At 55.3% G+C, this 13,608-nt stretch carries 11 protein-coding genes and 1 pseudogene; 3 read left to right on the forward strand and 9 right to left on the reverse strand.

Features of this window, described 5'->3' with window-relative positions:
• Window positions 1-59: 59 nt before the first annotated feature.
• The 4 genes from RA27_RS08870 to RA27_RS08885 are packed head-to-tail and all read right to left on the reverse strand — an operon-like array spanning window position 60 to window position 4,746.
• Entirely contained in the window at window positions 60-851 is a 792-nt protein-coding gene (locus tag RA27_RS08870; RefSeq protein WP_039537380.1) for an amino acid ABC transporter ATP-binding protein, read from the reverse strand.
• Window positions 852-863: 12 nt separating this feature from the next.
• Window positions 864-1,964: an amino acid ABC transporter permease gene (locus RA27_RS08875; protein ID WP_039537383.1), complete on the reverse strand. Its 1,101-nt coding sequence runs from the start codon at window positions 1,962-1,964 to the stop codon at window positions 864-866.
• A gap of 7 nt (window positions 1,965-1,971) precedes the next feature.
• Entirely contained in the window at window positions 1,972-3,270 is a 1,299-nt protein-coding gene (locus RA27_RS08880; protein ID WP_241484036.1) for an amino acid ABC transporter permease, read from the reverse strand.
• Window positions 3,271-3,315: 45 nt separating this feature from the next.
• Window positions 3,316-4,746 (reverse strand): alanine/glycine:cation symporter family protein, encoded by a 1,431-nt coding sequence (locus RA27_RS08885; protein ID WP_039537387.1) that lies wholly within the window; start codon window positions 4,744-4,746, stop codon window positions 3,316-3,318.
• 139 nt (window positions 4,747-4,885) lie between these two features.
• Between RA27_RS08885 and RA27_RS08890 the strand changes: the two genes are divergently transcribed.
• Window positions 4,886-5,698 (forward strand): helix-turn-helix transcriptional regulator, encoded by an 813-nt coding sequence (locus RA27_RS08890; RefSeq protein ID WP_039537390.1) that lies wholly within the window; start codon window positions 4,886-4,888, stop codon window positions 5,696-5,698.
• A 10-nt stretch (window positions 5,699-5,708) separates the two neighbouring features.
• On the opposite strand, the gene RA27_RS08895 is transcribed toward RA27_RS08890, so the two are convergent.
• The 3 genes from RA27_RS08895 to RA27_RS08905 form a co-directional block, all read right to left on the reverse strand.
• The gene (locus tag RA27_RS08895; protein ID WP_039537394.1) at window positions 5,709-6,656 is read right to left on the reverse strand and encodes an asparaginase; all 948 of its coding nucleotides are present in this window, start codon (window positions 6,654-6,656) and stop codon (window positions 5,709-5,711) included.
• 3 nt (window positions 6,657-6,659) lie between these two features.
• Window positions 6,660-7,379 (reverse strand): aspartate/glutamate racemase family protein, encoded by a 720-nt coding sequence (locus tag RA27_RS08900; RefSeq protein ID WP_039537397.1) that lies wholly within the window; start codon window positions 7,377-7,379, stop codon window positions 6,660-6,662.
• Between the two features lie 64 nt (window positions 7,380-7,443).
• A complete protein-coding gene (locus tag RA27_RS08905) occupies window positions 7,444-8,460 on the reverse strand; it encodes an amino acid ABC transporter substrate-binding protein (RefSeq protein WP_039537400.1) in 1,017 nt (338 codons plus the stop codon).
• On the opposite strand from RA27_RS08905, the gene RA27_RS08910 reads away from it, so the two are divergent.
• Complete coding sequence (locus RA27_RS08910) at window positions 8,453-10,060, forward strand: aspartate ammonia-lyase (protein ID WP_152610690.1); 1,608 nt, start codon at window positions 8,453-8,455, stop codon at window positions 10,058-10,060. The two genes, RA27_RS08905 and RA27_RS08910, sit on opposite strands and share 8 nt — an antisense overlap.
• Before the next feature lie 168 nt (window positions 10,061-10,228).
• A pseudogene (locus tag RA27_RS24685) lies at window positions 10,229-10,447 on the forward strand (IS6 family transposase); the annotation flags it as partial.
• Between the two features lie 244 nt (window positions 10,448-10,691).
• On the opposite strand, the gene RA27_RS08915 reads toward RA27_RS24685, so the two are convergent.
• Window positions 10,692-12,512, reverse strand: a complete 1,821-nt coding sequence (locus RA27_RS08915; RefSeq protein ID WP_039537402.1) for a BCCT family transporter — start codon at window positions 12,510-12,512, stop codon at window positions 10,692-10,694.
• A 77-nt stretch (window positions 12,513-12,589) separates the two neighbouring features.
• Complete coding sequence (locus tag RA27_RS08920) at window positions 12,590-13,600, reverse strand: Ldh family oxidoreductase (RefSeq protein WP_039537405.1); 1,011 nt, start codon at window positions 13,598-13,600, stop codon at window positions 12,590-12,592.
• Between the last annotated feature and the right edge of the window lie 8 nt (window positions 13,601-13,608).

The raw sequence follows: 13,608 nt of genomic DNA on the forward strand, positions 1-13,608 counted from the left end.
CGCTGCCACAGCGCGTTATTGTCATCCAACCAAAACTTCGCAACAGAACCCCACAGGGCTCAGTGTCCCAGGATCTGGCTGAGGAACAGCTTGGTCCGCTCTGATTGCGGGTTGTTGAAGAACTCTTCCGGTTCGTTCTGTTCCACGATCTGGCCTGCGTCCATAAAGATCACGCGGTTGGCGACCTGGCGGGCAAAGCCCATCTCGTGGGTCACACACAGCATGGTCATGCCTTCTTCGGCCAGCTCGATCATGGTGTCGAGCACCTCTTTGATCATTTCGGGGTCAAGGGCTGAGGTCGGCTCGTCGAACAACATGATCCGCGGCATCATGCAGAGCGAACGGGCAATCGCCACACGCTGCTGCTGACCACCCGAAAGCTGGCCGGGATACTTGTCGGCCTGTTCGGGGATCTTGACCTTCTCCAGGAAGTGCATCGCACGCTCTTCGGCCTCTTTCTTGGGCGTCTTGCGCACCCAGATCGGGGCCAGCGTGCAGTTTTCCAGAATGGTCAGATGCGGGAACAGGTTGAAGTGCTGGAACACCATGCCAACCTCGGACCGGATCTTGTCGATGTTCTTGAGGTCATTCGACAGCTCGGTCCCGTCCACGACGATCCTGCCCTGCTGGTGTTCTTCCAGCGCGTTCAGGCACCGGATGAGGGTGGATTTACCCGACCCCGACGGCCCCGCGATCACGATCCGCTCGCCCTGATTGACGGTCAGATTGATATCGCGCAGCACGTGGAAGGCCCCGTACCACTTGTTCATGTTCGAGATTTCGATGGCGACCTCGTCGCTCACCTGCATCTTCGAGCGGTCGATTTCGCGTTCAATTGCAAGTTCAGACATGTGTTGAACTCCCTATTTCTTTTTGTGGCCTTTGTGGAGCTTGTCTTCGAGATACAGGCTGTAGCGGGACATAGAGAAGCAGAAGACCCAATAAACCAGGGCGGTAAACACGTAGACCTCATTCGAAAGACCGATCCATTTGGTGTCGGTGATCGTGGCGTTTGCAATCCCCAGCAGGTCATACAGCCCGATGATTAGAACGAGGCTGGTATCCTTGAACAAGCTGATAAAAGTGCTGACAATGCCCGGTATCACGATCTTGAGAGCCTGCGGCAGGATGATCAGCCGCATCGATTGCCAATAACCAAGCCCCAGCGCGTCCGCCGCTTCATACTGTCCTTTCGGGATCGATTGCAGACCGCTGCGAATGACTTCGGCCATATAGGCGGATGCAAACAGTGAAATCCCGACCAGTGCGCGCAGCATCTGATCCATTGTCGTGCCCGGTGGAAGGAACAGGGGTAGCATGACCGAGGACATGAACAGGATCGTGATCAGCGGTACGCCTCGGATGAACTCGATGAAGATCACGCACAGGCTTGAGATCGCGGGCAGGTTTGACCTGCGACCCAGCGCCAGAATAACACCCAGCGGCAGGGAAACCACGATGCCGGTCAGGCCGCAGACCAGTGTCAACAGCAAACCGCCCCATTTCGAAGTTGCCACCTCGGGCAGGCCTAGGCCTCCGGCCAGCAGAATGGCCGTGATCAGCGGATAGAAACCTGCGAAGGTTAGACCATACCGGCGATAAGGAAGCTTTTCGACCAGACAATAGCCAAGTGCCACAGGCAGGAGGGTAAATGCAATCCAGACCCGCCACACTTGCTCTGCCGGATAGAAGCCAACGATGAACAGGCGGAAACGCGCGGTGATCACAGCCCAGCAGGCACCGCCGCTGGTGCAATCCTCTCGTGATGTTCCTATCCAGTCTGCCGAAAAGATGAGCCAGTTCAACAGCGGCGGGACGTACCGGATCAGAAGGTATAGAATCAGAACCGATACTATTGTGCTGCCGATTGAGCCGAACAGTCGGGTACGTATCAACGTGAGCAGATTGACACGCGCGCTGGCCGGTGGCGGAGACGGGGGGATAAGCTCATCTGTAAAAGACATAACGCCCTTACCTCTCTTTCAGAGCGACACACGCATTGAACCAGTTCATGAAGACCGAGATCAGCAGGCTGATCGTCAGGTAAACGCCCATTGTGATCGCGATCACCTCGACGGCTTGACCGGTCTGGTTCAATGTCGTTCCGCCAAAGGTTGCGACCAGATCGGGATAGCCAATAGCCACCGCCAGAGAAGAGTTCTTGGTCAGGTTCAGGTATTGGCTTGTCAACTGAGGAACGGCCACGCGCATGGCCTGAGGGATCAGGACAAGCTTCATCATCTGGTTGGGTTGAAGGCCGAGCGCGGCCGCAGCTTCGCGCTGACCGGTGGACACCGACTGGATGGCCGACCTGAATATCTCAGCAATATAAGTGCCGGTGTACAGTACCAATGCCAGCAACAAGGCAGTGAATTCCGGTGAGATGACCATGCCACCGTTAAAACCAAAACCTTTTTGCACGGGGAAATCCCATTCAAGCGGCCGACCGCTCAGGAAATAGGTCAGAACCGGCAGCACGACGATCAGGGCGATCGAGCTTTGTATCACGGGAAAAGCCTCTCCCGTTTCGCGCTGTCTTTTCCTGGCCCAGACCGCCAGCGCGACTGAGGCGGCGATCGCGAGGGCGAATGCCAGCAGAACGAGGCCAAAACCGTCTTGAACGATCGGTTGAGGGACGAAGAGACCCCGGTTGTTGAGCTGCGCAATGCCGAACAGGCCGATACTTTGACGGACACCGGGTAACGCCAGCAGAACGCCATACCAGAACAGGATCTGAAGCAGCACGGGTACGTTTCGCAGACTGTCCACATAAGCATAGGCAACGCCGGCCGACAGCCAGTTGAGTGACATCCGCATGATGCCCATGACCAGCCCAAGGATGGTTGCAAGAACAACCCCCAAGCCCGCCACGACCAGCGTGTTCAACAGGCCGACGATGAACATCTGCCCGTGCGTGACGGGCTCGGGGAAGAACACCAGCATCTGGCTGACATCATAGCCGGCCGGCGTCGAAACAAATCCGAAACCGGTGGATATTCCTCGGTCCAAAAGATTCTTGGCTGTGTTGCTTATTATGAAATAAGCAAATGCTGTCACGCCGCCGATAGCAGCGAGCTGCATGACTATGCCTCTGAACTTTGCGTCATAGATGCTAAAGCGCATCTTATTGTGTGACGCCTCGTCAATGGCGGCCATTGTTACCTCCCCTACTTTTTGGTTGAGGCTACTTAAGGAAACCGGATTTGGGGTTTCACTAGGGGGCTCCTTGCTGCGGCTAACCAACCTTGAAAGAGCGCCAAGTAGCGTCAAAAAAAGGAGCCACGTTGCAGCGGCTCCTTTCCGTATTTCTTTCGATCAGGCCGCGTTGGTGTCACGCTTGGGCCAGGCTTCTGGATCCAGATCCAGATCAGCGAAATCGTCGATGTTCAACACCGGCCGTTCTACGCCTTCGCTGAGCTGCTTGCGGAAATCACGCAGGATGCGCATCGCAATCGGGAACAACATCATGATCGCCAGCAAGTTGACCAGCGCCAGCACGCCCATCATCGGGTCCGAGAAGAAAAAGACCGCAGTAGCATTTGGTGCGACGGCACCCAGCAACACGATCCCCATGACGGCAACACGCAGTACCTGAATGGCCATCGGGTTCTTTGACAGAACCGTCATGGCGTTTTCACCCAGATAATAGTTGTAGATGATCGAGCTGAAAGCGAACAACAGGATTGCCGCAGTCAGGAAGTACTGAGTCCACGCGCCCAGATGAGAAACCAGCGATTGCTGGGTCAAGGCCACGCCATCGATGTCTTCGGCACCCGGCACATACACGTCGCCCAAGAGGATCACGAAGGCTGTGCAGGAACAGATCAGGATCGTGTCGATGAATACCGAAAACGCCTGAGTGATGCCCTGGCTGACGGGGTGACGTACTTCGGCTGTCGCAGCGACGTTCGGAGCAGATCCGAGACCCGCTTCGTTCGAGAACAAGCCGCGACGCAGACCCTGAGCAATCGCAGCACCCATGCCGCCACCCACAGCTTCTTCGAGGCCGAATGCGTTGGCAAAAATGCTGGCCAGAACGCTGGGCACTTCACCGATGTTCAGTACTATAATGATGAGAGCCATCGCGATGTATCCGATTGCCATGATCGGAACGACCACATCGGCGGCTTTAGCAATCCGATGAATGCCACCAAATACGATTGCGCCGGTGATTGCGGTCAGGAACAAGCCGGTCCACATCCGATCGATACCCAGGCTGTCATATGCAGCTCCGGCAACAGTGTTGCCCTGGAATGCGTTGAAGCCGATGCCGAATGCCGCGATCAGGCAGACCGCATAGGTGATTGCCAGCCAGCGGTATTCCTTGCCCAGGCCATGCAGGATGGCACGCGCCGGACCGCCGCGGTAAGAACCCGTTCCGTCTGCACGCTTGTAGAGCTGCGCCAACGAGCATTCAACGAGGCTTGTCGCCATGCCCACAAGCGCGATTGCCCACATCCAGAAAACGGCACCGGGTCCGCCCAGAGTGATCGCGACTGCAACGCCGGCAATGTTACCACCGCCCACGCGTCCGCCGACCGAAACCAGCAACGCCTCGCGCGCTGAAATCTTGTTTGGGTCCGCTTCCTTTTTGCTCAGGACGCGAAACATCCGCTTAAAGAACCGGAACTGTACAAATCCGGTCGCAACCGTGATGAACACCCCAAAAATGACGAGAATGGGGATGAGCGACCATCCCCATGTAAGGTCACCTATGACCCCAAATAAGCTTTCCAACAGTTGCATTTCATCCTCCGGTTCATCTGTTCACTGATGATTTGACGAGAGGACGCTAGGGGGGGAGCTGAAGAATAACGATTGGTAAGACAGATAGGGTTGTACGCTAGTTGCACTAGGAGTAGCATCAACTAGCAAAGGATAGGATATGCCACGAGATTTACCAGAAAATCTAAGGTTGCTGTGCAGTTATCACCAGTCTATTGCCGAAGTCTGCCGTCGGCTTGGGGTTAATCGCTCTCAGTTCAATCGGTATCTGAACGGACAGACACTGCCCTCGCTTAGACTGATGCGCAAAATGTGCGATTTCTTCGGTATTGAAGAAGCGGAACTGCTCATGCCGCATGGTCAGTTCAAAGAGTTGATCCGCTTGAAACCACAGGGCGTTGGTGTCGAGATAGACAAAAACATCGTGATGACGAAAGCGGAACAAGTGATACAAGCCTCGCGGTCCAAGTTGGACACTTATGCAGGCTACTACTTCACCTACTACAACTCGATGTCCAATCCAGGAAAAATACTGAAAGGGCTGAGCAAAATCTATCGCACCCCATTCAGCATGAACATCAAAACGCTCGAAGTCATCGGCAAGCGCGGTCACGGCGGATTCACCTGCAAATATGAAGGGGCGTGCTTCACTCTTGGTGATCGCTTGTTCATTACCGCTATGGAAACACTGACATGCAACGAAGCGATCCAGATTATCTTGTATCCAAGTTATACCAATCGAATTCGCTTTCTGAGTGGCATCATGTCCGGAGTGGCCGCACAGGCGACACGCCCCCCTTCGGCGACGCAGATCGTGATGCAGTTTCTGGGGACAAGTGTCGATCTGCGCAAATCGTTGGATATCTGCGGGCTATTCGATGCAGAGGCGGAGCAGATTCCCGCAGAGGTTCGCAAGATGATCAGCGGATCACTCAGAGAGGGCACTCACCTGCTGGAAGCCGCCCCGAACTGAATGGGTGGCGTCAGGAAAACTCGCCGCAAGCCGAGCGTTCGAGGAACTCAAATTGAGCTTTAGGCGTTGAAAACTTACTCAATGCATACATGAGTTTGGCGTAAGATGCCTCGACCGTCGCATCGCGCCCATCAATCACCCCGGCGTCTTTCAGTATTGCGCCAGCAGCATACGTTCCCAAGGAAATACCACCTTCGGAACACTGGCTTACCGCGACCACGGGAATTTCACGTTTGGCTGCCAATTCCAGAGCGGTGTAGAGGCCGGGTATTTCAGGCAGTGTTCCTGATCCATAGCAGCGAAGAACAATACCATTGGCGCGCGCGGCACAATATTCGGCGACACTGCCCGACATACCGGGCGCAACAGCTAATACCGGAATGTCGTATTCGCCAAACTGCTGCACCCTAAAACTGTCCCCATCTCTTTTTGGAGGCAAATTTGTCGGAGATGCGTGAAATGCGTCAAACGCAGTTGAATGTGACTTCCGCACTCTGGTTCCATGCAAGAGCTGCCCGGCAAACTGAACCCAGACACCAGCTTCCGCCCTGAGGGCAGCATTCATGGCATCGGTCAGATTGCCCAACCCATCATTATGTTGGACCGTGAGTGGGAGCATGGAGCCGGTTACAACAACGGGTTTTCCAAGACCCTCTAGTGCGAAACTGAGCGCGGAAGTTGTAAAGGACAGAGTGTCTGTCCCATGGGTGATCATAAAGGCGTTATAATTATCATAGTTTTTTTCGATCTGAGAAGTTATCCAGTTCCAGTCTTTAGGTGACGCGTTGGCGCTGTCGATCAAAGGGTCTGAGACAACAAGATCATATTGGCCTTCTATCCTGCCCTGGCTATGCAATTCGTTCAGGCAATCTTCGACGATGCCCAATTCAGGTGCATAGCCCATTTGCGTCTGAACCATTCCAATGGTTCCGCCGGTATGGATAACAAGTGTTTTCAATGTTCACTCAGCCTTACAGAACGATTTTTCAACAAGGTTTCTAGCCAGAAGACGGGTAACATCTACCAAAGTTTTCTCATCGCTTTCCAACTCAATCAGAGGCAGTTCGGTACATGCCAGCAAAACGATGTCGCTCTGAAGTGTGCCGATCAGTGCTTCGAACCGTTTGATGACGTTCGGGTCGCCTCCTCCAAGTCGTTTGACGTCATAAATGATCTGGTGCAGTTCCGCAGGGTTCTCTGGGATCTCCACCTCAAACTCATTGGACAACCTGTGATAGGCGGACCAGCTGTCCATCTTGCTGACCGGCGCAGCACCCAAAAGCGCGACACAGCTGTGCTCTTCACGACGCAGGTAGTCTTCGACAACATCACCCACCGACACCAACTCCGCTTCTCTGGGGTCCGCCTTGATCTGCCGTTCGTAGTAGTTCAAGGTGTTGCACGCGATAGCGATATAGTCTGTCTGGCTGGCCAGATCCGTGAAGACCCGTTCCAACTCTGGCCAGACTGCAACGTCGTTTGTTTCCAACTCCATGGATAGGCCCAAAATAGGGGAGGATATGATCCTCACGCGAGGGCCGTCCAAATCCCCCAAGTATTTTTCACCCATAAGGTCCTTGGTTTCTTCAATGACCTTCATCCACAGATCAGCGCCGGCCTCGGGCCCTGATCCGGCAATGAGGCCGATTCTGCGGCGTTCACTACGGGGGAGAAATTCCATTTTATGTCCTTGTCGGAAAAAAGGCCCCGGAACCAATTTGTTCCGAGGCAGTTCGGGGAGGGGATTAGCGAATGGGGGCCGCGTAGCGAAGTCCGCCGTTTTTCCAAGTGTCGTTCAGGCCACGTTCCAGACCCAACGGAGTGTCTGGCCCAACGTGACGATTATACGACTCGCCATAGTTGCCTACGCTTTTTAGGATCTGATATGCGAAGTCGTTGCTCAGTCCCAGCGGCTCCCCGATGTCGCCTTCAACACCAAGAATACGTTTGATTTCCGGGCTGTTGGTGTCGGCTTTGATCTGATCGACATTCTCAGAGGTGATCCCCAGTTCTTCACCGGTATCCATCACCCAGAGTGACCAGCGAACGATGTCTCCCCATTGATCATCACCCTGACGCACAACCGGACCGAGAGGCTCTTTCGAGATGATCTCCGGCAGGATCATGTGCTCGTCCGCGTTTGCAAGTTGAACCCGCGCCGCAGCCAATGCGGAGGCGTCAGTCGTATAGACATCGCAACGACCCGCTTCGTAGGCGGCAACGACTTCGGCTTCTTTTTCAAAAGCCACAACCTTGTAAGCCATGTTGTTGGCATCGAAATAGTCTTTGAGGTTCAGCTCGGTTGTTGTCCCGGTCGACGTGCAGACCGTCGCCCCGTCCAGCTCGGTTGCGCTTGAAACACCGAGGTCCTTGCGGACCATGAAGCCCTGACCATCGTAATAGGTGACGCCAGTGAAATCCAAACCCAGAGCCGTATCGCGATTGTAGGTCCAGGTTGTGTTGCGCGACAGCATGTCGATTTCGCCGCCCTGGAGTGCGGTAAACCGGGTTTTCGCTGTTACCGATGTGTAATCGACCGCGTCCGGATCGCCAAACACGGCCGCTGCAACTGCCCGACAAATATCAACATCCAGCCCTTGGAAATTACCTTCATCATCAGGCGCGGCAAATCCAGCCAAACCGAAGTGTACACCGCAAACAACCTTGCCGTTCGCGCGCACGTCATCGAGGGTCCCAGCGGACGCAAACCCGGCTAACAGGCCCAATACAGCGGATGTCCCGACGAGTTTATATATGTTCATTTCAACCTCCCTTGAGTGCAAAGCCGAGACTTCTGGTCCCGGTCGATATGCGCATCACAGCAGAGTTCCAGGAAGGTTGGCCTTTTGTAGCTCTGCATCTTGGCTTCGCCAATCGATCACTAAAAAGCGTCAGATAGCATCTAAAGCACGTATTTTTGCGCCTGCCGAGCTTGCAACAGCCCGCATCCCGGGTGCAGGACCCGATAAACGTGACCGAAAACGGAGAGCCGCTGTGAGACAGGAAAGCGATGCATTGGGAAGCCGGGACATTCCGGCGCAGGCCATGTACGGCGTTCATACTAAACGCGCGTCCGAGAACTTTCAGATTTCGGGACAACCTCTGGCCCATTTCCCCGAACTGGTCGCGGCGCTGGCCCAGGTCAAATTCGCCGCGAGCAAGGCAAACCATGCTCTTGGCATGATAGACAATGTGAAAGCCCAGGCCATACAGCACGCCTGCGACGACATCATCGGAGGCAATCATCATTCCGAGTTCATTGTCGACATGATTCAGGGCGGTGCCGGCACCTCGACCAACATGAATGCAAATGAGGTGATCGCAAACCTGGCGCTGCTCAGGATGGGCAAGGCATCGGGGGAATACGAACATCTGCATCCCAATGACGATGTCAATCGCTCGCAATCGACAAATGATGTGTATCCGACAGCGCTGCGGCTTGCGGTTTTGTCTCATGTTGACAGCTTCGTCGCAGCGCAATCCCATTTATGTGCCACGCTCGAGGCGAAGGCGCTGGAACTTGATCCGGTGATGAAGGTGGGCCGAACCCAATTAATGGACGCAGTCCCAATGACTCTGGGACAGGAATTCAGGTCCTTCGCCAACACGATCGAGGAAGATATCGACCGGTTGAAGGAAGTTTCGCAGCTCTTGCATGAGGTTAATCTTGGCGGAACCGCGATAGGCACCGGGGTCAACGCACCCGTTGGGTATTCCGAACTGGCCATTGCAGAGCTTAGCCAAAAATCAGGCTTTGAGTTAAAGCCAGCGCGCAACTTCATAGAAGCTTCTTCTGATCTTGGAGCTTTGGTCACTTTCTCCGGGATATTGAAGCGTATTGCCGTGAAGCTGTCCAAAATCTGTAATGACTTACGCTTGCTTGGAAGCGGTCCGCGGGCCGGGTTGGCTGAAATCAGACTCCCGGCAGTTCAGGCGGGATCGTCAATTATGCCCGGGAAGGTGAACCCTGTGATCCCCGAAGTTGTGAATCAGGTGGCTTTTCAGGTGATTGGCAATGATCTGACCGTTACACTCGCTTCCGAGGCTGGCCAACTGCAGCTGAACGCAATGGAACCGATTGCCATTCTGAATATTCTGCAATCGCTGCGCATCCTGAAACGTGCCATGCTCACGTTGGCGGATCTTTGCGTTGCTGGAATCGAGCCTAATATTCAAAGTTGCAAAACAACATTGGAGAGTAGTTTGGTCATGGCAACTTTCCTCGTGCCAGAGATCGGGTACGAGGCTTCTTCGCGGCTGGCCAAATACGCGATGGCTAACGGGCTGTCGCTAGAGATGGCGGCCGAAGAACTGGGATTAGATATCACCGAGAAACTGTGCTCATTACAAGGACAAAGCTAGGGTTTTGTTACAAACTTTTGACTATTGACGCGCTCGAATGCAGACTGTGAATGTTCCCCAAAAAGGCTGGATCTGCATCGGATTTGAGGATCTCGGTGAACCCTCCACCCAATGCTAAATGTGCGAAAATCAGGACATACGGTATGTTCACCAGATGCAGCACCCTGACTAAATAACAGGATCGAAGGATCACACAGACCCACTCGAAAGCGTAAAAAGCTGGTGGGTAGGTTCAAATCTCCATGGCAGGCGCAAAGGTTCCTTGTCGCTCACGACCAGATCAACACCGTATTCCAACCCCGCCGCTGTCAACTCTCCATCGTCTCATACCGCCAAGCCAGAACCGATGCTTTCGACTTCTGGGACAGTTATGCTTCCGAAATGAGCCTGACAGGCGCAGGCCAGACTGACGTCAGCAGTGTGCAAACAAGTTGGCTGCCCCTCGAAGGTAAGTATCCAGCGCCGCCCCAACAAGGAGGAAATCCTAACCCTCTTGTCGCTATATCAGGTATCTGTCTAATATCGCTGGCCTTTCAGGCGGTTAATTACCATCTCGGTTGCGTTACCAAGACAGCTTCAGAACCTCAGAACGGCACCGGGCGACCGCATCGCGACCGCCCGGGCACATCATTTATTCTGCCGGAGCCGCTTGTTTTTGCCGTAAACCGTCGCGGTAAAGCGCCTTTGCGAGCGCCACGCACATCAGCCCCATAACCATAGTGAACGGCAACGCACCGATGATCATCGCGTTCCGCAACGCGTCCATGGGGTTGTTCTCACCCGCAGCCAGAATCAGCGCTCCGATCACCGCCGTCAGGATCAGGCCCCAGATGATCTTGTGCTTGTTGCCGATATTCTGATCACCCCCGGACATGATGGTGTTCATCACCAGAATGCCCGAGTCCGCCGATGTGACCAGGAAGGTCATGATCAGTACAACGCACATCACCGTGATACCGGACAGTAGCCCGCCAGTGATCATTTCCTGCAAGGTCACGAACAGTTTTGCGGTGTTCGATGCACCGATGATTGCGCCCTCGGCAGTACCATTCAGTTCGAGGTCAATCGCAGTGCCGCCCAGGATGGTCATCCACGCAAAGCAAACCAGAGCTGGCGCGAAGACACAGCCGATGATGAACTCACGGACCGAGCGACCCTTTGAGATACGCGCCAGGAACAACCCCACGAAGGGCGAGAACGCGATCCACCAGGCCCAGTAGAACGTGGTCCAACCTGCCTGCCAACCGAATTGGCGACCCGGATCACCGGCAGCGTAGACCGAGGCAAGAACCGATTCCGGCAGCGCCGCGGCATCGCCTTCAAGACCGGATTTAAACCCGTCAAACGAACCCCACGGGTTGGTCGCACCGCTGTACAATGCGTCTGCAAATGGTGCAGCCTCACTTGGCAGGGCTGCATCAAACGCTGCCGCCGACTGCGGGTTGAAGGCCCCGAAGCTGAGCGAGATGAAGTGCAGGATGTAGTCGACAAATGCGGTTGCATAAGTCGTCATCGCAAACAGAAACGATCCGAAGACGACAAAGACCAGCAGCAGGATCAGCGACAGCACAAGATTCAGGTTCGACAGATACTTGACGCCACGACCAACGCCCGAAACCGCCGAGACAATCGACAAGCCCATGATCACGAACAGACCCGCAAGCAGGCCAACCGTGCTTGGTGCAGGTGCTTCGCCTTCACCGCCGATGTCCATCATCCATTCCATACCTGAAATGGCGTAAAGGCCATCGATAAACTGCGAAACGCCGTAGCCGATTGTGACCGACACACCCAGAATGGTCGCAACCACGCCAAGTACATCCACCACATGGCCCAGAAAACCGTTCATCAGCTTGCCGAACAACGGCGTCAGCGCGGTGCGGATGGTCAGGGGCATGTTGCGCGTATATGCGTAGTAGGCAAGCGACAATCCGGTTACCACATAGATCGACCATGCATGAAAACCGTAATGCAGGAAGGTGTAGCGATATCCCGACTGCAGTGCTTCTTCGGTGTTGCCAACCACATCGCCGGCGATGACAACCGGGTTCGATCCCCAGAGGCCCAGAGGCTCAGCGGTCGCAAAAACCATCAGACCGACACCGAGACCAGCGCCGAACATCATCGAGAACCAGGAGAAATCCGAGAATTCAGGTTTTTCACCCTCGGGGCCCATAAGCCGCTTTCCGGTTTGTGGCAGCACCGCCACGACAAACAGGAAAAAGGCAAAGAAGCCCACGATGATGATATAGAAAGCGTTGAAGTCTTCCAGCAGACGCGAGTTCAGGCTTCCCAGAACACCATTCGCGTTTGCGGGCCAGACCAGTGCCCAGATGACAAGCGCAACCATGATCGACTTGCTGAGCAAGGCAATCGCGACGCTGTGGCCTTCATAAAACCCACCCGATGACCGCTTGATATCAAGATCGGTGAAAGGTTCCTTCATTGACATGTGTTTCCTCCCTGTTCGCACGTGTCCCGATTTCCAGGATGGTCTTCACCGGCGTCCTGGAATTGCGCCACAAGGCCCTACACGAGCAGGGCCTCAATTTTTGCAAGCGTCGCTACATTGACAGCGACACCATCGGATTTTGCCGCCATACGCTTTGCCCGGCGACCGTCACCGGGCAAATGTGCGCCTTCCTGCGACCGGATCGCTTCGACAAGATCGACAATTCCGGTCGAAAATGCGTCATTTGCGGTCGCAGATGCGTCAATCGCGATGAAAAACTGACCCGTCTTCGGGGGGCCGCCAGCGGTCCCCGAAAAAGGTGAGGCGTGAATACCCAGTGTCGCCCCAGTCAGCGCGGCGGCCAGAACTTCGGTCAGCAGGGCCACGCCGACGCCCTTGTATCCCCCAGACGGAGCCATCGACCCCTTGAGCCCGACATTCGGGTCAGTGGTCGGATTGCCGTCAGCGTCCAGCGCCCAGCCCACCGGGATCGGCTTGCCGTCGCGGGCGTGTTTCATGACCTCGCTTTTGGCGATGGTGCTGGCGCTCTGGTCGATGAGCAGCGCTGGCTGCCCGTCCGAACCCGGTGCCGCAATGGAAAACGGATTGGTTCCCACCACTGGCTTTGCCCCTCCGGAAGGGGCGATCGACGCCGGAGCGTTGGTGAAGCCCAGGCCAACCAATCCGGCCTGCGCCAGCCGGTAGGTATGGTAACCCAGCACGCCACAATTGTAGCTGTTTCGGATCGCAAGCGCGGCAATCCCCTGACTGCGCGCGGCGGGGATCAGCGCCTCGAACCCCGCATCAATAGCTGAATGCGCAAATCCGGTGGCCGCATCGACCGTTACGACGCCGGGGCGCGGCTGCGCCAGAACCGGCTTCGCCGTGCCATCCACCTTGCCGCACTGAACATGCTCACAGTAGATCGGGATATAGGCCAGACCATGGCTGGCGACCCCATCTGCCTCGGTCGCGGCGGTTGCAACCGCCAAGGGGCGCGCGTTTTCTTCGCTCGTTCCCGCAGCCATCAGCGCCCGGAATGACAGGTCCTCGATTTCAGCAAGCGACAGGGTGCGGGTTTCGATCATATCAGTCT

Origin of the sequence: Ruegeria sp. ANG-R (genome assembly GCF_000813985.1) — a bacterium.
Classification (GTDB): Bacteria; Pseudomonadota; Alphaproteobacteria; order Rhodobacterales; family Rhodobacteraceae; genus Ruegeria.